The 20,156-nt window shown below is 72.1% G+C and carries 15 protein-coding genes; 11 read left to right on the top strand and 4 right to left on the bottom strand.

The features are described 5' to 3' along the window. The first annotated feature begins 8 nt into the window (after positions 1-8). The 5 genes from RGE_RS14525 to RGE_RS14505 all read left to right on the top strand — a co-directional run bounded on the left by RGE_RS14525 (position 9) and on the right by RGE_RS14505 (position 7,686). Positions 9-1,547, top strand: coding sequence for a class I adenylate-forming enzyme family protein (locus RGE_RS14525; RefSeq protein WP_014429182.1), 1,539 nt, complete (start codon positions 9-11; stop codon positions 1,545-1,547). Continuing rightward, positions 1,544-2,323: a citryl-CoA lyase gene (locus RGE_RS14520; RefSeq protein WP_014429181.1), complete on the top strand. Its 780-nt coding sequence runs from the start codon at positions 1,544-1,546 to the stop codon at positions 2,321-2,323. Before RGE_RS14525 ends, RGE_RS14520 begins: the two co-directional genes overlap by 4 nt. Continuing rightward, a complete protein-coding gene (locus RGE_RS14515) occupies positions 2,316-3,038 on the top strand; it encodes an SDR family NAD(P)-dependent oxidoreductase (protein WP_014429180.1) in 723 nt (240 codons plus the stop codon). The genes RGE_RS14520 and RGE_RS14515 overlap by 8 nt, the downstream gene beginning before the upstream one ends. Further along, positions 3,035-3,853, top strand: coding sequence for an SDR family NAD(P)-dependent oxidoreductase (locus RGE_RS14510; RefSeq protein ID WP_014429179.1), 819 nt, complete (start codon positions 3,035-3,037; stop codon positions 3,851-3,853). The genes RGE_RS14515 and RGE_RS14510 overlap by 4 nt, the downstream gene beginning before the upstream one ends. Before the next feature lie 212 nt (positions 3,854-4,065). Next, on the top strand, positions 4,066-7,686 hold the full coding sequence (locus RGE_RS14505; RefSeq protein WP_014429178.1) for a hypothetical protein: 3,621 nt from the start codon (positions 4,066-4,068) through the stop codon (positions 7,684-7,686). A 48-nt stretch (positions 7,687-7,734) separates the two neighbouring features. On the opposite strand, the gene tetR is transcribed toward RGE_RS14505, so the two are convergent. Next, positions 7,735-8,355 (bottom strand): tetracycline resistance transcriptional repressor TetR, encoded by a 621-nt coding sequence (tetR, locus tag RGE_RS14500; protein WP_014429177.1) that lies wholly within the window; start codon positions 8,353-8,355, stop codon positions 7,735-7,737. A 65-nt stretch (positions 8,356-8,420) separates the two neighbouring features. On the opposite strand from tetR, the gene tet reads away from it, so the two are divergent. The 6 genes from tet to RGE_RS14470 all read left to right on the top strand — a co-directional run bounded on the left by tet (position 8,421) and on the right by RGE_RS14470 (position 17,403). Then, positions 8,421-9,614 (top strand): Tet(A)/Tet(B)/Tet(C) family tetracycline efflux MFS transporter, encoded by a 1,194-nt coding sequence (gene tet / locus RGE_RS14495; protein ID WP_014429176.1) that lies wholly within the window; start codon positions 8,421-8,423, stop codon positions 9,612-9,614. A gap of 5 nt (positions 9,615-9,619) precedes the next feature. Beyond that, entirely contained in the window at positions 9,620-11,041 is a 1,422-nt protein-coding gene (locus tag RGE_RS14490; RefSeq protein WP_148280196.1) for an efflux transporter outer membrane subunit, read from the top strand. Between the two features lie 10 nt (positions 11,042-11,051). Then, entirely contained in the window at positions 11,052-12,194 is a 1,143-nt protein-coding gene (locus tag RGE_RS14485; protein ID WP_014429174.1) for an efflux RND transporter periplasmic adaptor subunit, read from the top strand. A gap of 14 nt (positions 12,195-12,208) precedes the next feature. Next, on the top strand, positions 12,209-15,331 hold the full coding sequence (locus tag RGE_RS14480; RefSeq protein ID WP_014429173.1) for an efflux RND transporter permease subunit: 3,123 nt from the start codon (positions 12,209-12,211) through the stop codon (positions 15,329-15,331). Positions 15,332-15,589: 258 nt separating this feature from the next. Further along, the gene (locus RGE_RS14475) at positions 15,590-16,426 is read left to right on the top strand and encodes a quinoprotein dehydrogenase-associated SoxYZ-like carrier (protein ID WP_148280195.1); all 837 of its coding nucleotides are present in this window, start codon (positions 15,590-15,592) and stop codon (positions 16,424-16,426) included. Continuing rightward, on the top strand, positions 16,423-17,403 hold the full coding sequence (locus RGE_RS14470) for a quinoprotein relay system zinc metallohydrolase 2 (RefSeq protein ID WP_198408828.1): 981 nt from the start codon (positions 16,423-16,425) through the stop codon (positions 17,401-17,403). Before RGE_RS14475 ends, RGE_RS14470 begins: the two co-directional genes overlap by 4 nt. Before the next feature lie 52 nt (positions 17,404-17,455). Here RGE_RS14470 and RGE_RS14465 read toward each other — a convergent pair whose 3' ends face one another. The 3 genes from RGE_RS14465 to RGE_RS14455 form a co-directional block, all read right to left on the bottom strand. Continuing rightward, entirely contained in the window at positions 17,456-18,703 is a 1,248-nt protein-coding gene (locus tag RGE_RS14465) for an RNA polymerase sigma factor (RefSeq protein WP_014429169.1), read from the bottom strand. Then, positions 18,700-19,128, bottom strand: a complete 429-nt coding sequence (locus RGE_RS14460; RefSeq protein ID WP_014429168.1) for a YciI family protein — start codon at positions 19,126-19,128, stop codon at positions 18,700-18,702. Before RGE_RS14460 ends, RGE_RS14465 begins: the two co-directional genes overlap by 4 nt. A 69-nt stretch (positions 19,129-19,197) precedes the next feature. Then, entirely contained in the window at positions 19,198-20,121 is a 924-nt protein-coding gene (locus tag RGE_RS14455) for a pirin family protein (protein ID WP_014429167.1), read from the bottom strand. Between the last annotated feature and the right edge of the window lie 35 nt (positions 20,122-20,156).

The following is a 20,156-nucleotide window of genomic DNA, read 5'->3' as shown; positions in this document are numbered from 1 at the left end:
AGGACCGCATGTTCCCGATCGACTTCTTCTGGCGCGCCGCGGCGCGCTGGCCCGAACGCAGCGCGATCGACGCGCCCGAAGGCCTGACGAGCTACGCCGTGCTGGCCGGCGAGGTGGCGGCGCTGGCTGCGGGCTTGTGCGCGCTCGACGCCACGGCCGGCAGCCGCGTCGGCATCCTGGCCAGGAACTCGCGCGAGCACCTGCTCGCGTTCCTGGCCACGCTGGCGGCCGGCAAGGTCTGGGTGCCGCTGAACGTCAAGAGCACGGCGCCCGAGATCCAGCGCATCGTCGACATCACCGAGCCCAGCATCGTCGTCGTCGATCCGGACAGCGCGGCGCTGATCGCCACGGCGAACACGCAGCGCATCTGGACCGGCGCCGTCGGTGCCGACGCGCAGCCGACGCTGGCCACGCTGATCGCGCAGCACGCCGGCGCGCCGCGCATCGACCTCGCCGCGCTGGGCCTGAAGGACGGCGACACGCAGGCCATCAAGTTCACCGGCGGCACCACCGGCGCGCCCAAGGGCGTGATGCAGCCCTATCGCGCCTGGCTGGCCAACATCACCAACCAGATCCACGGCTGGGGCTTCGACGAGCACGAGCGCTACGTGCTGGCCGCGCCGATCACGCACGGCACCGGCACCTACGTGATGCCGATCCTGGCGCAGGGCGGCTGCCACGTCGTGCTGGCCCAGGCCGGTGCCGAGGCGGTGCGCGCGGCTTTTCGCGACCGTGCCGGCACCTGCTGCTTCATGCCGCCGACGCTGGTCTACATGCTGATGGCCCTGCCGGGCAGCAGCCGCGCCGACTACCCGCGGCTGCGCCGGCTGATCTACGGCGGCGCGCCGATGCCGCCGGAGAAGATCCGCCAGGTGCGCGCCTTCTTCGGCCCGGTGCTGGGCACCACCTACGGCCAGACCGAAGCGCCGCAGATCCTGACGCTGATGCGGCCCGATGACTTCGACGACGAAGGCAACTGGGCCAGCGTCGGCCGGCGCAGCTGGTTCAGCGACGTCGAGATCATGGCGCCCGACGGCAGGCTGCTGCCGCCCGGCGAGATCGGCGAGGTCGTCGCGCGCGGCGACCTGGTGATGAGCGGCTACTGGCGTCTGCCTGACAAGACCGCCGAGACGCTGGTCGACGGCTGGCTGCACACCGGCGACCGCGGGCTCATCGACGCGCGCGGCTATCTCTTCCTGAAGGACCGGCTGAAGGAGCTGGTCATCACCGGCGGTTTCAACGTCTACCCGATCGACGTCGAGAACGCGCTCGGCCAGCACCCCGCGGTGCACGAGTGCGCGGTCTTCGGCATCCCCGACGACAAGTGGGGCGAGGCCGTGCAGGCCGCGGTGCAGCTGCGCGCCGGCGCCAGCGCGACGGCCGCCGAGCTGATCGCCTGGGTGCGCGAGAAGCTGGGGCCCGTGCAGACGCCCAAACAGATCCACTTCCACGCCAGCCTGCCGCGCTCGCCGGTGGGCAAGGTGCTGAAGACCGAGGTGCGCGAGATGGCGCTGTCTTCGGCACCGACATCCGGAGACCCGACATGACGACCCAGAAGGTGCCCGAGACCCGCTTGTGCAGCCACACGCTGACCAGCCTGCACTACCGCGACAAGAACCTCGTCGACGACCTGCTCGGCCGGCGCACGTTCACCGAGGTGATGGTGATGCAGATCCTGGCGCGCGAGCCGCGGCCGGTGGACATGCGCATCGTCGACGCGGTGCTGATCGTGCTGATGGAGCACGGCCTGACGCCCAGCGCCATCGCCACGCGGCTGATCTACATGAGCGCGCCCGAGAACCTGCAGGGCGCCGTCTCGGCCGGGCTGCTGGCGGTGGGCAGCAGCTTCGTCGGCACGATGGAGAACTGCTCGCGCCTGCTCGACCGCATCCAGGCAGCGGGCGATGCGCAGGCGCAGAAGGCCGAGGCGCTGGCCATCGCGCGCCAGCACAAGGCCGAACGCAGCGCGGTGCCGGGTTTCGGCCACCATTTGCACAAGCCGGTGGACCCGCGCGCCTACAAGCTGCTGGAGATGGCACGCGCCGAGCCCGACCTGAAGGGCGACAAGATCGCCGCGCTGATGACGCTGTCGGCCGCGGTCGACGAGGTGGCGGGCCGCGCGATCACGATCAACGCCACCGGCGCCGTGGCCGCGCTGCTGGGCGAGATCGGCGTGCCCACCGGCGTGATGCGCGGCTTCGCGGTGATCTCGCGTGCCGCCGGGCTGGTGGCGCACATCGTCGAGGAACAGCAGAGCCCCTCGGGCCGCTTCATCTGGGACACCGTGGAGCACGCGATGCCGACGGTCATCGACCATGGCTGAACGGGTGCTCGTCACCGGCGGCAGCCACGGCCTGGGCCGGGCGATGGTCGAGCGCCTGCGGGCCGACGGTTACCGCGTCGTCAACCTCGACCTGCAGCCGGCCGCCGCGGCGCACGCCGACGAGGTCTTCGTGCAGGCCGACCTGACCGATGAGCCCGGCCTGCGGGCGGCGCTGGCGGCCGTGATCGAACGCGAAGGCCCGATCACGCGCCTGGTCAACAACGCCGGCATCGTGCGCCCGGCCTCGTTCGAAGAGACCGAGCTGGCCGACCTGCAGGCGGTGATGGCGCTCAACGTCGGCGGCTCCATCGTTTGCGCGCAGGCGCTGCTGCCGGGCATGAAAGCGGCGCGCTTCGGCCGCATCGTGCACATCAGCAGCCGTGCCGCCATCGGCAAGGCCACACGCAGCGCCTATGCCGCCAGCAAGGCCGCGCTGCACGGCCTGGCGAAGACGATGGCGCTCGAACTGGGGCCCTACGGCGTTACCGTCAACGCCATCGGCCCCGGCCCGATCGCCTCGCCGCTGTTCGACCGCGTCAACCCGCCGGGCGCGCCGGCCACGCAGCAGATCGTCGATGCGATCCCGCTGCGGCGCATGGGCCAGCCCGCCGAAGTGGCGCATATGGTCGCCTCGTTGCTCGACGCACGCGCGGGCTTCGTCACCGGGCAGGTGCTGTACGTCTGCGGCGGCATGACGGTGGGGCTGGCGGCATGAGCCCGGCGCCGACCGCTCTGCCTTTGAGCCTTCAAGACCGCGTCGTCTTCGTCGCCGGCGGCGGTTCGTCCGGGCCCGGCTTCAGCATCGGCCGTGCGGCCTGCATCACCTATGCGCGCCTGGGCGCGAAGGTCTGCGTCGCCGACCGCGACCGCGGCTCGGCCGACGAGACCACCACGCTGATCCGCGCCGAAGGCGGCAGCGCCGAGACCTTCGTCGGCGACATGGCGCAGGAGGCCGACATCGTGCGCATCTTCGCCGAGGCCGCCGAGCACTTCGGCCCGGTCGATGCGCTGCATCACAACGTCGGCATCGGCAAGACCGGCGGGCCGATGGAGACGAGCGCGGCCGACCTCGACCGCATCCACGCCGTCAACGTGCGCAGCCTGCTGACGGCGGCGCAGCAGGTGCTGCCCGGCATGGCCGAGCGCGGGCGCGGGGCCATCGTCACGATCTCGTCGGTGGCCGGGCTGCGCTACCTCGGCTATCCGCACCTGGCCTACGGCGTGACCAAGGCCGCGCTGTCGCACTTCACGAAGCTGATCGCGCTCGAATACGCCGGCCGCGGCGTGCGCGCGAACTGCGTGGTGCCGGGGCTGATCGACACGCCGCGCATCGCCAGGACGGTGGCCGACCGCTTCGCCGCCGACCTGGACGAGGCCCGGGCCGCGCGCGACCGCCAGGTGCCGATGGGCCGCATGGGCACCGCCTGGGAGGTGGCGCATGCCTGCGCCTTCCTGCTCAGCGACGCCGCGGCCTACATCACCGGCACCGAGCTGGTCGTCGACGGCGGGCTGGTGGGGCGCTACGCCTGAGCGGCGGGGCCGCTCGGCGTCAGCCTGCCCGGGGTCGGCACGCAGCGCGCGCCTGCGCTGCTGCCTCCCGGCGGAGCTAGGGGGTGTTGCCCGCAGCTTCGCGCGCCTAGATTCCGCCCATCCCCTGCGCCTCGATCCGGACATCGTCTCGGCAGCGGACGCTTTCACGACAGCGCTTTTTGTCGTCACCGAATGCGTCACCGGAGCACGACATGCCGCTGCGCACCGCCGCCTTTGCGAGCCTCAGGTACTACACCCCGTCGACGGCGGCCTTGAGCGACCTGCGTCCGCCGGAGGCGGAGCTGGGCTTCGACTGGGGCTTCGACCTCGAGCTTCCCTGGGAGCGCCTGAGCGTCTTCGCCCGCCACATCGACACGGCGGCGGCCGTCTCCAGGATGCCGGTGTTCGCGCTGGCCGAGTTCGCGCTGGCGCGCGCCAGCGAGCTGGCGCTGGACGACGCCGACGCGGTCGCCGCCATCGACTGGCCGTCCTTGCCGCTGGGCGTCGTCGGCACCGACCACGTCGGCTACGGGTCGTTCGACCTCTGGCCCTTGCGGAACATCGACGTGCTGCAGTCGCTGCAGGCGGCGCTGAAGAGCGCCGGCCTGCTGGGCGCCCCTCGTCCCCGGCTGACGATCACGCTCGGTCGCCTGCTCGTGTTCCCGTACAAGGACTCGGCCATCGCCTTCGACGCGCTGGCCGAAGGCGACGTCGGGCCGGACTTCCTGTGCCTTCGCATCGACATGGACGTGGTGATGCTGGCCAACCGGCCGCCGTGGCCGCCGATGCCGGCGATGCAGACGCCCGGCATCGACGACTGGCGGCTGTCGCCCGGCTCGTTCTCGATGTCCGGCGCCCTGCTCATCGGGGAGGACGGCTGCGAGACGCTGCTGCCGGCCAATCTGGCCACGCGCATGGTGCGGTTCCGCCAGCTGGTGCGCACGCCGTCCAGCACCGAGGCGGCGCGTGGCGAGGGCGCGGCCCGGCTGCCGGTGTCCGGCTTCAATGGCCGTCTGCGGCTGGGCTACCAGGTCAACTACCAGTCGGAGTGGTTCCCGGTCGGCCATTCGCTGGGGCAGATCAGCTACAGCCTGCCGCTGGCGCCGGGCGAGAAGATGAAGATCTCGGTCGTGGACTGGACCCGGCGCGACGCGGCCAAGCGCTCCGAACAGACCAGCGAGAAGGAAGACCTCCAGCACGCCGCGCTGCGCGACCGCACCCTGACGGAGGCCGTGCAGATGGTGGTGCACGAGAGCCAGTCGGGCTCTTCGTTCATGGCCGGCGGCGCCTTGAGCGCTGGTGCGGGCATCCCGATCGGCCCGGTCAGCCTGGGCGTCGGCGGCGCGTTCGGGGCCGGCGGCGCTTCGACGGACTCCGAAGGCATGCGTTCGGTCGTCGGCGATACCACGCAGAAGATCAGCGACGCGTTCCACCAGGCTTCGAGCGTGCAGCGCGAGCTGAACTCGACCGTCGTCGTGCAGGCCGAGCAAGGCGAAGACGCGCAGGCCCGCACGCGCGTCGTCGCGAACTACAACCACAGCCACGCGCTGACGATCCTGTATTACGAGGTGCTGCAGCACCACCGCGTGCTCACCAAGCCGGTCAACGTGCGGCCGGTGCTGTTCCTGCGGCACGAATCGACGCGATTCGACTTCTCGCTCTCGGGTGAACCGGACTACTCGCTGATCGAGCGCTACGGCGCCGAGATCGCCGCGGCGTTGCTCGACGAATCCGTGCGCGGCTGCCTCGAGGTCGTCAAGAAGCGCGCCTGCCTGGCCTTCAACTTCGAGCGCGAGAAGAACAAGCGTGCGCTGCTCGGCGTTCCCTCCGACGACCACGAACTGGAGGAGTTCAGCTTCACCGTCGCGACGGGCGCCGACGGCCCGCAGATGAACCTGTATCTGACGGTCATCCCCAAGGCCGGCGGCACGCCGATCGAATGCGCCTTCAGCGACCTGTCGCTGGTCGTCATGAGCGGCTCGACCCCGCTGCCGACGGTGCTGGACAACTTCTTCGCACCGCATCGTGTGCGGCCGAACGAGGAGTTCATCGCTTCGCTGCGGCCGACGCGCAAGATCCGCTGGGGCAACGTCGCCGCCATCGAGGTGGGACAGACGATCGCGCCCGGCAACCGGATCGAGTTCACGAACCGCGGCTCACCGGCCGACTGGCTGGTGACGCGCATGAAGTTCGTGACGCAGTCCGGCAGCGATCGCTGGACGATGTTCGACGGCGTCCCGACGCCGGCGGCCGTCAAGTGGGACGGCAGCACCCGCGCCAACGTGCTCGCCTTCACGCCGCCGCTGACCTCGGTCGACGACCTGCTCAGCGACGACGAACGCTGCTGCCTGCGCCGGCTGGTCGAACACCTGAACGCCCATGCCGGCCACTACTGGCGCGCGATCTGGCTGGCGGAGACCGCGGCCGACCGCGCCGTCCGTCTGGACGGCTGGAGGGTGGCCGGCGTCCCGCTGCTGGACCTCGTCGACAACACCCTGCTCGAGGTCGACGGCGAGTATCTGGTCATGCCCACGGTGGCCGGCGCCCAGCGGGCGCTCGACCAGGCCTTCGAGACCCGGAACCTGGGCGTGTCGAAGACGCCGTACCTCGAGTACGTCGAACAGCTGCTGACGGTGCCGGCGCGAGGGGTGTTCGCCGAGGCCAAGCTCGGCCACTGCAACGCCTCGGAGATCATCGATCCCGACCGCTTCTGGGACTGGCAGACCTCGCCCATTCCCGACGACGCGCCCGACATCGCGCCCGCCAGCACCGACTCGCGCTACCAGGACCCGACCAAGGGACTGGCGCCCACCGCGTTCCCGACGCCGATCGTCAACATCGTCAATCCGCAGAGCCTCCCGGACGCCGGCGGCTTCAACGCGGCGTCCGGCGTGCTCGCGGCACTGGGGCCGTTCCGGGACATGTCCGGCATCAAGGAGCTGGGGCCCTACCTCACGACGCTGTCCAACAACGCCACGCAGCTGGCCTCGCAAGGGCTGAAGAACGCCCAGACCAGCGGCCTGGTGAGCACCATCCGCAATGCCAAGGAGCTGTCACCGCAGCAACGGGCCGACCTGATGAGCGAACTGCTCACCGGGCAGGTGAAGAACAACGTGGCGCCACCGGCTTCGGACCCCAAGCCGGAGCCCGCGCCCAAGCCCGAGACGGTGCCGCCACCCAAGCCCGAGACCCCGCCCGTCATCAAGGGGGTTCCCAAGCCGCTGGAGCCGAAGAAGCCCGTCGTCCTGAGCCCGAAGACACGGCGCCTGACCTTCACCTTCCTGTTCGACACCGGCCAGGAGATGTGGGGCGACTATCAGGTCGAGCTGCAGGACACGCAGACGATGCGAAGCTACATCCCGGACGGCAACCAGCAGAGCAGCAACATCCTCTACATGGACGTGCCGTCCAGCATCAAGGCGGGCGTCGTCGTGCGCGTGCAGGGCGCCGTGAAGCCGCGCACGATCCAGGCGCCTTCGGGCATCGAGCCGCGCAGCTGGTCGCTGGAGATCCAGCGCACGGACCAGTTCGGCAGCATGGACGGCGTGACCGGCTTCAACATCATCGGCCAGACCAAGGAAGCGAACCTCGAGCTGACGCTGGAGACCGAGGACGAGAACACGACCGCCAAGACCAGCTCCGACGAGTGGGGCGCGTCGGTCAAGGCCGGCGGCACGATCAAGGTGGTGGAGCTGGAAGGCGAGGGCTCCTACAAGTACACCAAGACCGAAGAGAAGACGGTGATGCAGGGCGCCAAGGAAGTCCGGACGATGAAGTTCAACGTGCGCATGCTCGACAAGCAGAAGCAGCCCAGGATCGAGCCGGTCAAATAGGCGGCGTCGCCCTTGGGCCGGGGAGGGCGCAGGCTGCCGAGCGCCGCGTCAGCGCCGTCGCGCCTGGGCTCCGTCCAGGAGCAGACGCAGCGCGCGCTCGAACAACAGGTCGGCATCGCCGCCCACCGTCGCGGCCCAGCCTTCGGCCAGCAGCGGGTATTGCGTGGCGTCGGGAATCGCGGCGGCCGCCAGGGCATCGGGCTGCTGGATCGACTGTTCCTCCAGCACCCAGCCGACGACGAAACGACCCACCGACATCAGCAGCGTCGTCGCAGCGACCGGCGTGAAGCCGGCCGCGTGCAGCATGCGCAGCCGGGCCTCGATGGGCTCGTGCTGGGCCTTGCCAGGCCGGGTGCCGGCATGGAGCCGCGCGCCGTCGCGGTAGGCCAGCAGCGCACGGCGGAAGCTCAGGCCGTCGGCCATCAGCCAGTCCTGCCAGGGCTGCTGCGGGTCGGGGGACAGCCGGGCACGGCTTTCCAGCATGACGGCGGCCGACATCGCGTCCAGCAGCGCGGCGCGGCTCTCGAAATGCCAGTACAGCGTCGGCGACTGCACGCCCAGGCGCTCGGCCAGCCTGCGGGTGGTCAGCGCGTCGATGCCGACCTCGTTCAACAGCTCGAGGGCGGCGCGCAGCACGTCGTCGCGGTGGAGTCGGGCACGGTCGGTCATGGTGTCACTCTATCAATGATCGGGAAGATGGTTCACAATCCGTCTATCAATGATAGAGAGAGTCTGTGAACCGAGCTTTGACCGTCATCCTGCTGACGCTGGCGCTGGACGCCGTCGGCATGAGCCTGGTGTTCCCCATCCTGCCCGGCCTGCTGCGTGAACTCGCCGGTGCCGACGCCACCGCCTACCACTACGGCGCGCTGCTGGCCGTCTATGCGGCGATGCAGTTCCTGTTCTCCCCGGTGCTGGGCGCCTTGAGCGACCGCTACGGCCGCCGGCCGGTGCTGCTGGCCTCGCTGGCCGGCGCGGCGGCCGACTACGTGCTGATGGCGCTGGCGCCCAACCTGGCCTGGCTGTACGTCGGCCGCGTGCTGTCCGGTGTCACCGGCGCCAGCATGGCGGTGGGCACGGCCTACATCACCGACGTCACCGACGAGCCCGACCGCGCCCGGCGCTACGGCCAGATGGGCGCGGCGCTGGGCCTGGGCTTCGTCGTCGGGCCGCTGATCGGCGGCGCGCTCGGCGAATGGTCGCTGCGTGCGCCCTTCCTGGCAGCGGCGGCGATGAACGCGCTGAACCTGCTGCTCGCCTGGCGCGTGCTGCCCGAGTCCAACCAGCACCGCACGGCCGCGCTGGAAGTCGTCAAGCTCAGCGCCTTCTCGGCGCTGCACCGCCTGCAGGGCCGGCGGCCGCTGCTGCCGCTGGTCGGCGTGTTCGCCGTCGTCGCGCTGGTGTCGCAGGTGCCGGGCTCGCTGTGGATCCTGTACGGGCAGGAGCGTTACGGCTGGACCGCCTGGGTCGCGGGCCTGTCGCTGGCCTGCTACGGCGGCCTGCATGCCGTCTCGCAGGCCTTCGTCACCGGGCCGCTGGTGGCCCGGCTCGGCGAGCGGCGCGGGCTGCTGGTCGGCATGGCCGCCGACGGCCTGGGCTTCGTGCTGATCGGCGTGGCGACGGTGGGCTGGATGCCGTTCGCGCTCTTGCCGCTGTTCGCCGCCGGCGGCCTGGCCTTGCCGGCGCTGCAGGCGATGCTGGCGCGCCAGGTCGACGAGCAGCACCAGGGCGAGCTGCAGGGCACGCTGGCCAGCCTCACGAGCCTGATCGGCGTCGGCGGGCCGCTGGTCGTCACGGCGGCCTTCGCGGCGACGCAGCAGTCTGCGCCGGGCAGCGTCTGGATCGCCGCGGCGCTGTTCTACCTGCTGGCGCTGCCGCTGCTGTTCAGCCGGCGCGCGCGCGAAGGCGAGAGCCAACCGACTCCCTGATGACCATGCATCTCACGTTCCACCGCCGTGCCGCGCCGGCCCTGGCGGCCTTGCTGCTGGGCGCCTGTGCGGCGGTCGAGCCGCCGCCTGCACCTGCGGCCGTCGCGCCGCCGCAATGGTCGGCGCCGCTGCCGCACGACGGCCGCGTGGCCGATCTGACGCGCTGGTGGCAGCAGTTCGACGACCCGTTGCTCGTGCAGCTGATCGCCGCAGCGCAGCAGGAAAGCCCGACGCTCGCCGCCGCCGCGTCCCGGCTGGCGCAGTCGCGCGCGGCCGGCGTCGCCGCCGGGGCGGCGCTGCTGCCGACGCTCGAGGCCACGGCCGGCGTCACCCGTGCTCGGTCCGAGCTGGGTGCTTCGGTCGGCACCAGCCGCTCGGCCGGGCTGCAGGCGGGCTGGGAGCTCGACCTCTTCGGCGGCGGCCGCGCCGCCCGCGACGCGGCGCAGGCGCGTTTCGAAGGCGCCCAAGCGTCGTGGCACGCGGCGCGTGTGTCGGTGGCCGCCGAGGTCGCCGGCCGCTACCTCGCGCTGCGCGCCTGCGAAGCGCAGCTCGTGCAGAGCCGCGCCGACGCCGCGTCGCGCGCCGAATCGGCCCGGCTGACCGAACTCAGCGCCCGCGCGGGGTTCCGGGCGCCGGCCGACGCCGCGCTGGCCCGCGCCAGCGCCGCGCAGGGCAACGCGCTGCTCACCGCCCAGCAGGCGCAGTGCGACGCCGAACTCAAGGCGCTGGTCGCGCTGACCGGTGACGACGAGCCTGGCCTGCGCGGCCGTCTCGCGGCCCGCACGGCCGAGCTGCCGCGCCCGGCGCAGATCGACGTGCAGGCCGTGCCCGGCGCGCTGCTGAACCAGCGGCCCGACCTCTACGCCGCCGGCCGCGACCTGGTGGCCGCCAGCGGCGACCTGGCGCAAAGCCGCGCCGCACGGCTGCCGCGCATCACGCTGGCCGGCACCGTCGCCGCCGCGCGGCTGGACGCCGCCGGCGCCCAGCTAGACGGCCGAACCTGGTCGGTCGGCCCGCTGGCGGTGACCTTGCCGCTGTTCGACGGCGGCACGCGGCGCGCCAACGTCGACGCCGCGCGCACCGCCTACGACGCCGCCGCCGTCGCCTACCGCAGCCAGCTGCGCGCCGCGGTGCGCGAGGTGGAAGAGGCGCTGCTGCAGCTGAAGAGCACGGCCACGCGCGCCGACGACGCAAGCACCGCCGCCGAAGGCTACGAGCTCGCGTTCCGCGCCACCGAGCGCCGCCAGCAGAGCGGCGCCGCCAGCTTGTTCGAGCTGGAGGACGCGCGCCGCAGCGCCGTGCAGGCCCGCGTCGCGCTGATCGACCTGCAGCGCGAACGTGTCGCCGCCTGGATCGCGCTGTACCGCGCGCTCGGCGGTGGCTGGAGCGCGGCCGACGCCACCGCGGCGCAAGACCCGAACCGATAACGGAGCCCCGATGCCTTTCGCCATGCCCTCGCGTTCCAAGCTCCTCGTGCTGTCGTGCACGGTGGCTGCCGTGGCCGCTGCCGCCTTCCTCGCGTTCGGTGCCCGCGCTGCCGACGAGCCGAAGGCCGCGCCGGCACCCAAGGCCGCGCTGACGGTGACCGTGACCCAGCCGCAGATCGAGCGGCTGCCGATCCGCATCGCCGCCAACGGCAACGTCGCCGCCTGGCAGGAAGCCAGCGTCGGCACCGAAGCCAACGGCCTGCGCCTGGCCGAGGTGCGCGCCAACGTCGGCGACGTCGTCAAACGCGGCCAGGTGCTCGCGGTGTTCGCGCCCGACACGGTGCAGGCCGATCTGGCGCAGATCGACGCCGGCGTCGCCGAAGCCGAGGCCGCGCTGGCCGAGGCCGCCGCCGACGCCGGGCGCGCCCGCGAGCTGCAGCCCAGCGGCGCCTTGAGTGCGCAGCAGGTCAGCCAGTACCTCACCGCCGAACGAACGGCCCAAGCCCGCTTGCAGGCGCAGCGCGCCGCCGCCCGCGTGCAGCGGCTGCGGCTGGCGCAGACGCAGGTGCTCGCGCCCGACGCCGGTGTCATCTCGGCCCGCTCGGCCACCGTCGGTGCGGTGCTGCCGGCCGGGCAGGAGCTGTTCCGCCTGATCCGCCAGGGCCGCCTGGAATGGCGCGCCGAGCTGCCGTCCAGCGACCTGGCGCGCGTGAAGCCCGGCATGCGGGCCCGCGTGCTGCCGATCAATGACGGCGCCGCTGTCGCCGGCACGGTGCGCGTCGTCGCCCCGACCGTCGACGCCCAGACGCGCAACGGCATCGTCTACGTCGACCTCGGCCCGTCGGCGGACACCCGGGCCGGCATGTTCGCGCGCGGCGAGTTCGAGGTCGGCAGCAGCGAGGCGCTGACCTTGCCGCAGAGCGCGGTCGTGCTGCGCGACGGTTTCCACTATGTGCTGAAGCTGAGCGCCGACTCCCGGGTCGCGCTGACCAAGGTGGCCGTCGGCCGGCGCGCCGGCGAGCGCATCGAGATCACCGGCGGGCTCGACGCCGCGGCCAAGGTGGTCGCCGCGGGCAGCGGCTTCCTCGGCGACGGCGACACCGTGAGGGTGGTCGGCGCGCCGCGCTCCGCGGCCGTGACGGCCGGCAACTGAACGGGAGCGCCGCCATGCTCAACGTCTCCTCCTGGTCGATCCGCAATCCGACGCCGGCGATCCTGCTGTTCGTGCTGCTCACGCTGGCCGGGCTGCTGGGCTTTCGGGCGATGAAGGTCCAGAACTTCCCCGACATCGACCTGCCGATGGTCACCGTGACGGCGTCGCTGCCCGGCGCGTCGCCGGCGCAGCTGGAGACCGAGGTCGCACGCAAGATCGAGAACTCGATCGCCACGGTGCAGGGCGTCAAGCACGTCTACACCAACCTGCAGGACGGCACCGCGACGCTGACCGTCGAGTTCCGCCTGGAGAAGCCGACGCAGGAGGCCGTCGACGACGTGCGCGACGCCGTCGCGCGCGTGCGCTCGGACCTGCCGGCCGACCTGCGCGACCCGGTGATCCAGAAGCTCGACCTCGCCGGCTCGCCGATCCTGACCTACACCGTGTCCTCGGCACGCATGGACGACGAGGCGCTGTCGTGGTTCGTCGACAACCAGGTCACCAAGGCGATGCTGGCGGTGCCGGGGGTCGGTGCCGTCACGCGCGTGGGCGGCGTCACGCGTGAAGTGCGGGTCGAACTCGACCCGGCCAAGCTGCTGGCGCTGAACGCCACCGCGGCCGACATCTCGCGCCAGCTGCGCCGCATCCAGCAGGAGGCCTCGGGCGGGCGTGCCGGCCTGGGCGGTGCCGAACAGTCGGTGCGCACGCTGGCCACCGTGCAGTCGGCTGCCGAGCTGGCGGCGATGACCGTGTCGCTGGGCGACGGCCGCCAGATCCGCCTCGACCAGGTGGCCACGGTCGCCGACACGGTGGCCGAGCAGCGCTCGGCCGCGCTGCTGAACGGCAAGCCGGTGGTCGGCTTCGAGATCGTGCGCTCGCGCGGCGCCGGCGAGATCGACGTCACGGACGGCGTGCGCGCCACGCTCGAGCGGCTGAAGCAGTCGCATCCCGACATCCAGCTCACCGAGGCCTTCAACTTCGTCGACCCCGTCGTCGAGAACTACGACGGCTCGATGAAGCTGCTGTACGAAGGCGCCGCGCTGGCGGTGCTGGTGGTCTTCCTGTTCCTGCGCGACGCGCGCTCGACCTTCGTGTCGGCCGTGGCGCTGCCGCTGGCGGCCATCCCCACCTTCGCCGCGATGCAGCTGCTGGGCTTCAGCGTCAACGGCATCACGCTGCTGAGCCTGTCGCTGGTGGTCGGCGTCCTGGTCGACGACGCGATCGTCGAGATCGAGAACATCACGCGCCACCTGCGCATGGGCAAGACGCCGTACCAGGCGGCGATGGAGGCCGCCGACGAGATCGGGCTGGCGGTGATCGCCACCACCTTCACGCTGATCGCGGTGTTCCTGCCGACGGCCTTCATGGGCGGGGTGCCGGGCAAGTTCTTCGTCCAGTTCGGCTGGACGGCGGCGATCGCGGTGTTCTTCTCGCTGCTGGTCGCGCGCATGCTGACGCCGATGATGGCCGCCTACCTGCTGAAGGCGCCGCGGCACGAGGCGCGCGAGCCGGGCTGGCTGGCGCCGTACCTGAACGTGGTGCGCTGGTGCCTGAAGCACCGGCTGCGCACGCTGGCCGCGGCGGCGCTGTTCTTCGTCGGGTCGTTCGCGCTGGTGCCGCTGCTGGACACCGGCTTCCTCCCGCCCGACGACCTGTCGCAGACGCAGGTGACGCTGACGCTGCCGCCCGGCAGCAGTTTCAGGCAGACCTACGCGCTGGCCGAACAGGCGCGGCAGGTGGTGCAGCGCAACCCGCAGGTCAAAATGGTCTACACCGCGATCGGCGGCGGCAGCGCGGGCTCGGATCCCTTCGCCTTCGGCGGCGGCTCCAACGTTCGCACCGCGGTGCTGACCGTCAACATGACGCACCGCAGCGAGCGCAAGGGCCTGAGCAAGCAGGCCGTCGAGGCCCAGCTGCGCAGCGCGCTCGAAGCCGTGCCCGGCGCCCGGGTGCAGGTGGGCATGGGCTCGTCGAACGAGAAGTACGTGCTGGTGCTGGCCGGCGAGGACGGCGCCGCGCTGGCCGAGCACGCGCGTGTCGTCGAGCGCGAGCTGCGCACGCTGCCGGGCATCGGCGCCGTCACCTCGACGGCCAGCCTGGTGCGGCCGGAGCTGGTGGTGCGGCCCGACTTCGCGCGTGCCGCCGACCTCGGCGTCACCTCGGCCGACATCGCCGACACGCTGCGCATCGCCACCGCGGGCGACTACGAGCAGGACCTGGCCAAGCTCGACCTCAGCCAGCGCCAGGTGCCGGTGGTGGTGAGGCTCCCGGACGATGCGCGGCAGGACATCGACCTGCTGTCGCGCCTGCCGGTGCCGGGCCGGCGCGGCCCGGTCGCGCTGTCGAACGTGGCGACGCTGGAGATCGCCAGCGGCCCGTCCGAGATCGCGCGCTACGACCGGCTGCGCAACGTCAACTTCGAGATCGAACTCAACCAGCGGCCGCTGGGCGAGGTGCAGGACGCGGCGCAGGCGCTGCCCAGCCTGCGCCAGCTGCCGCCCGGCGTGATGCAGACCTCGGTGGGCGACGCCGAGGTGATGGAGGAGCTGTTCGCGAGCTTCGGCCTGGCGATGGCCACCGGCGTGCTGTGCATCTACGTCGTGCTGGTGCTGCTGTTCAAGGACTTCGTGCAGCCGCTGACCATCCTCGCGGCGCTGCTGCTCTCGGTGCCGGGCGCCTTCCTGGCGCTGTTCGTCACGCACACCGCGCTGTCGATGCCGTCGATGATCGGCCTGGTGATGCTGATGGGCATCGCGACCAAGAACTCGATCCTGCTGATCGACTACGTGATCCTGGCGCGGCGCGAGCACGGCCTGGCGCGCTGGGACGCCATCGTCGACGCCTGCCGCAAGCGCGCGCGGCCGATCGTCATGACGACGGTGGCGATGGGCGCCGGCATGATGCCGATCGCGCTCGGCCTGGGCGTGGACCCGAGCTTCCGCGCGCCGATGGCGATCGTCGTGATCGGCGGCCTGATTACCTCGACCTTCCTCAGCCTGCTGGTGATCCCGGTCGTGTTCACCTTCGTCGACGACGCCGAGCAGTGGGTGGCGCGCAAGATCAGGAGAACCGACCGCCAGGGGCCGCAAACGCCGGATGGCGGCTCCTTCATGCCGCCTCGATTCGGCCCGCCCTGAACGGGCGACGTTCGCCCGCGATGCGGCCCGGCGAGCTCGGCTGGGATGCCGCTGCCGGCGTCGGCGATGCACACGCGCGCCCACTCTGCGCGCGCTGTGACTCGCCTGCCCGCAGGCGCCCCTTGATGGTGCGCGGCGCTTGCCACCTAGTAGAAGCTCTCGGAGAGCTGAACGCTTCGACGCTCGCCACGGTGCTAAGGTTGGCCGGCATGCCGATCGCTGCCGGAGGCGCTGGCGAGCAAGGCAAAGGAGATGACCATGCCTGAGTCGAGATCCATGCATCGCCGCGATGTGCTCCGCTGGAGCCTCGCGGCCGCGGGCGTCGGACTGGCAGGCCGTGGCGCCGCGGCGGACGCTCCCGGGCGGCAGAAGCCCGACCCGTGGCCGGCGCTGCGGCAGGCCGTGTTCGGCACGCGCGAGATCGGATCGGCGGACGGCGTCATCGAGCTGGAGGCGCCGGTCCGGGCGGAGGATGCGGCCGTCGTGCCGATCGCCGTTCGAGCGCTGATTCCCCAGACGCCGCAGCGCTACATCCGGCGCATCCAGTTGGTCATCGACCACAACCCGTCGCCGTTCGGGGTGGCGATCGACTTCACGCCCTTGTCGGGCCGCGCCGACTTCGAGACCCGCGTCAGGGTCGAGGAATACACGACGGTGCGGGCGATCGCCGAACTGAACGACGGCAGGCTCGTCATGGACACCCGCTTCGTCAAGGCTTCCGGCGGATGCTCGGCGCCGGCCGGCAAGGACGCCGCCGAAGCGATGGCCCATCTCGGCCGCATGCGGCTGAGCGTGAACCCGCCCGCGGCGCCCGGAGAAGCGGCCGTGGCGCAGCTGATGGTGAGCCACCCCAACATCTCCGGGCTCGCGATCGACCAGCTGACGCGCCTGGCCCCGCATCCGCGCTTCGTGCGGCGCGTGGCGATCACCTTCGAAGGCCGCCCGGTGCTGACCGCCGACGTGGACTTCACGCTGAGCGAGAACCCGAACCTGCGCTTTCGTGTCCAGCCCACGGGGCCCGGCGAGCTGAAGGCCGTGGTCGTCGACACCGAGTCGGCCACTTTCGACATCAGCGCCCCCGTGACGGCGTCGTGAGCGTGTCGCCGTGCCGCCGCGCCGGGTGGGCGCTGCTGCTGGCGGCCGTCTGGCTGGCCGGATGCGCCGGCGATCCCCGCGGTGGCGCAGCCGCGGCCGCCGCGGCGCCCTTGTCGCTGGAGGTCGTGGCCGCCGGCGTCTACGTGCATCGCGGCGAACAGCAGGAGTTCGACGAGACCAACCGTGGCGACGTGGCCAACGTCGGCTTCGTCGTCGGCGATCGCTGCGTCGCCGTGATCGACACCGGCAGCACGCTGGAAGTCGGCCGGCGCCTGCTGGCCGCGGTGCGCAGCGTCACGGCCAAGCCGGTGTGCTTCGTCGTCAACACGCACATGCATCCCGACCACGTGCTAGGCAACGCGGCGTTCGAGGGCGTCGACGGCGGGCCGGTGTTCGTCGGACACGCGCGCCTGCCGGGCGCGCTCGCGGTTCGTGCCGGAAGCTACCTGCGGGCCGTGCAGCGCGACGTCGGGCCGCCGGCAGAGGGGACGCGGGTGCTGCTGCCTTCGCGTCTGGTCGAGCAGCAGGACAGCCTGGACCTCGGCGGGCGACGGCTGCTGCTGCGGGCCTGGCCGACGGCTCATACGGACAACGACCTGACCGTCTGGGACGAGGCCACGCGCACGCTCTGGACGGGCGACCTGCTGTTCGTCGGCCGCATCCCGGCGATCGACGGCAGGTTGTCGGGCTGGCTCGCGGCCTGTCGCGAGCTCGCGCTGTCGCCGGCCGAACGGCTGGTGCCGGGGCACGGCGACTTCCACGGCGCCTGGCGCGACACGCTCGCGCGGCAGACCGACTACCTGGAGGCGGTGCAGGCCCAGGTCCGCAGCGCGATCAAGGCCGGCAGAACGCTGCCCGAGATGCTGGCTCAGGACGCTGCGGCGGACGCGACGGCAGGGCGTTCGGCCTGGGCGTTGTACGACCAGTACCACCGGCGCAATCTAACTGCGGCTTATGCCGAGCTCGAGTGGGAATGACGGACAACGCGATGACGACGCCCGGTGTCCGGGGCGGCCGCCGCGGCGCGGTCTACATCTGCGCCAGGCGCGCCGCCATCAGCTCGCGCTCACGCTCGTTGGCGGTCCAGGCGATGGCCTCCTGCAGGGCCTCGCGGGCCTCGGCGACACGATCCAGCCGCCACAGCAGGTCGGCGCGCGCGCTGGCCCACCAGGGATAGCCGCTCAGCGGCAGAGCCTCCACCAGCGGCAGCGCCTGTGCCGGTCCGATCGCGTGGCTGAGCGCCACGGCGCGGTTCAGCGCCACGACCGGGTTGGGCTGTAGCGCCAGCAACTGGTCGTAGAGCCGCAGCAGTTCGGCCCAGTCGGTGTCTTCGGCGCGGCTCGCGCGGGCATGCACCGCCGCCAGCTCGGCCTGCAGCGCGAGGCTGCGCGGCCCGGACGAGCCTGCTGCCGTCAGGCTGCGGCAGCGCGCCAGCGCCGCATGGCCCCGGCGCAGCAGCAGCCGGTCCCAGCGGCGGCGGTCCTGGTCCATCAGCAGCACCGGCCGGCCGTGGGCGTCGGTCCGCGCCGGCAGGCGCGAAGCCTGCAGTTCCATCAAGGCCTGCAGGGCGTGGGTGTCGGGTTCCGCCGGCAGCAGCACGGCCAGATGGCGCGCCAGCCGCAGGGCCTCGTGACACAGGGTCGGCCGCGTCCACTCGGTGCCGTGGCTGGCGGCGTAGCCTTCGTTGAACATCAGGTAGAGCACGGTGCAGACGGCGTCCAGGCGCGCGGCGCGCTCCGCCGCCGGCGGCAGCTCGAACGGCTCGCCGGCCAGCTGCGCCTTCGCCCGCGAGATGCGCTGCGCGACGGTGGCCTCCTTGGTGAACGTCGCGCGTGCGATCTCGGCCACCGTCAGGCCGGCCACCAGACGCAAGGTGAGGGCGCATCTGGCTTCGCGCGCGAGCTTGGGGTGACAGGCGATGAACATCAGCCGCAAGGCGTCGTCGCCGACCTCGTCGGCCTCGTCCTGCAGCAGCAGGTCCAGCGGGTCGGGCGCGACGTGCGCGGCGCGCGCGTCGGCATCGTGGCCCAGCGCCTGCTGTTCCCGCGCGGCCATCTGCGCATGGCGCATGCGGTCCAGCAGGCGGTGTTTGGCCGCGGTCATCAACCAGGCGCCGGGGCGCTCGGGCCAGCCTTCCGCCGGCCAGTGCTGCATCGCGGCCAGCAGCGCGTCCTGCACGCAGTCCTCGGCCTGCGCCAGATCGGCGCCCGCGCGCAGCAGCGCTGCGGTCAGGCGCCTGGCCTCGAGGCGCCAGACGGCCTCGATCGACGCTGTCATCGGCGCTGCTTGATGGCCGCCAGCTGCTCGCGGATCAGGCGCTCGGCGTCCTCGGGCGGCAGATCGATGCCGCCCATCAGCGGGCGCACCTCGATGCAGCAGGCCTGGCCCGGGAACGGCGCCGGAAAGCGCTGCGCCCATGCCAGCGCCTCCTCGTGCGAGCGCACCTCGATCAGCGTGTAGCCGGCGATCAGCTCCTTGGTCTCGGCGAACGGCCCGTCCATCAGGCTCGCCAGGCCGGCGGCGTCGTACTGCACGCGAAAGCCCTGGCTGCTGGGCTGCAGGCCGGCGCCGTCGAGCAGCACGCCGGCCCGCGCCATCTCGTCATGGAAGGCCATCATGCGCGGCACCAGCGTCGGGTCGTCGGGAAAGTCGCCGGCCTCGCTCATCGCGGTGGCGCGGACCTGGATCATGTAGCGGGGCATGCACGTCTCCTGTGGCAGTGGTCTTGCACGACGAACGGCGGGGCGCCGTTTCGACAGGCCGCCCCCGGTTCAGGTGCCGGACTTGAGGCGCAGCCCGGCGAGCGACGGCGCGACCAGGCGCGGCGAGCCCGCACCCGGGACCTCGCCGAAGCGCTCGCTGCCGCCGTTCCAGTCGGCCAGCGCCTGCTCCAGCTCGTCCTGCGTGCGGGCGACGAAGTTCCACCACAGCAGCGGCGGCGGCCCGAACGGCGCGCCGCCCAGCAGCAGCAGTTGCGCGTCGGCGGCGAGGTGGATCTCGACGGCGCTGGCGCCCCGGCCCAGATCGAGCAGCGTTCCAGGCTCCAGCGCTTCGCCCGCGACGGTGGCGCTCTTGCGCAGCACCAGCGCCGCATGCTCGAAGCCGGGATCCAGCGGCAGGCTCACGGTCGCTTCGCGCTGCGCGACGAGGTCCAGGCCGACCAGCGGGCTGAACACCTGCACCGGCGAGCGCCGGCCGAGCGCCTCGCCGACCAGCACCGTGACGCTGACGCCGTCGCCTTCGACGACCGGCAGTTCGGCGTGGTGCTCGAAGGCCGGCGCCCGGTTGCGCTCGGCGTCGGGCAGCGCGATCCACATCTGCGCGGCGTGCAGCGCGCCGCCGTCGCCGACCTGGTCTTCGCTGTGCGCGATGCCGCGCCCGGCGGTCATCAGGTTGACCTGGCCGGCGCGGATCAGCTGCTCGCTGCCCAGCGAATCCCGGTGCAGCAGTGCGCCTTCGATCATCCAGGTGAAGGTCTGCAGCCCGATGTGCGGATGCGGCCCCACGTGCATGCCCTGGCCGGGCGGGAAGTGCGCCGGACCGGCGTGGTCGACGAAGCACCACGCGCCGACGGTGCGCAGCGCACGGTGGGGCAGGGCGCGCCGCAGCACGATGCCGCCGACGTCGGAAGGGCGCGCCTCGATGCGCCGCGGGGCTGGCGGCGCAGCGTGCGGGTGGGTCTCGTTCGGGTTCATCGGCAGGCTCCGGTTGCCATGCGGCCATCGTAGGC

Source organism: Rubrivivax gelatinosus IL144, from assembly GCF_000284255.1.
Lineage (GTDB): Bacteria > Pseudomonadota > Gammaproteobacteria > Burkholderiales > Burkholderiaceae_C > Rubrivivax > Rubrivivax gelatinosus_A.
The sequence above is the reverse complement of the archived record's forward strand: the minus strand, read 5'-3'. Positions and strand labels throughout refer to the sequence as shown.

Coding starts and splice junctions, on each gene's coding strand:
- RGE_RS14480 (WP_014429173.1), top strand. CDS start 12,209: ATGCTCAACGTCTCCTCCTGGTCGATCCGCAATCCGACGCCGGCGATC.
- RGE_RS14465 (WP_014429169.1), bottom strand. CDS start 18,703: ATGACAGCGTCGATCGAGGCCGTCTGGCGCCTCGAGGCCAGGCGCCTG.
- RGE_RS14455 (WP_014429167.1), bottom strand. CDS start 20,121: ATGAACCCGAACGAGACCCACCCGCACGCTGCGCCGCCAGCCCCGCGG.
- RGE_RS14490 (WP_148280196.1), top strand. CDS start 9,620: ATGCATCTCACGTTCCACCGCCGTGCCGCGCCGGCCCTGGCGGCCTTG.
- RGE_RS14475 (WP_148280195.1), top strand. CDS start 15,590: ATGCCTGAGTCGAGATCCATGCATCGCCGCGATGTGCTCCGCTGGAGC.
- RGE_RS14485 (WP_014429174.1), top strand. CDS start 11,052: ATGCCTTTCGCCATGCCCTCGCGTTCCAAGCTCCTCGTGCTGTCGTGC.
- RGE_RS14525 (WP_014429182.1), top strand. CDS start 9: ATGTTCCCGATCGACTTCTTCTGGCGCGCCGCGGCGCGCTGGCCCGAA.
- RGE_RS14460 (WP_014429168.1), bottom strand. CDS start 19,128: ATGCCCCGCTACATGATCCAGGTCCGCGCCACCGCGATGAGCGAGGCC.
- RGE_RS14515 (WP_014429180.1), top strand. CDS start 2,316: ATGGCTGAACGGGTGCTCGTCACCGGCGGCAGCCACGGCCTGGGCCGG.
- RGE_RS14510 (WP_014429179.1), top strand. CDS start 3,035: ATGAGCCCGGCGCCGACCGCTCTGCCTTTGAGCCTTCAAGACCGCGTC.
- RGE_RS14520 (WP_014429181.1), top strand. CDS start 1,544: ATGACGACCCAGAAGGTGCCCGAGACCCGCTTGTGCAGCCACACGCTG.
- tetR (WP_014429177.1), bottom strand. CDS start 8,355: ATGACCGACCGTGCCCGACTCCACCGCGACGACGTGCTGCGCGCCGCC.
- RGE_RS14505 (WP_014429178.1), top strand. CDS start 4,066: ATGCCGCTGCGCACCGCCGCCTTTGCGAGCCTCAGGTACTACACCCCG.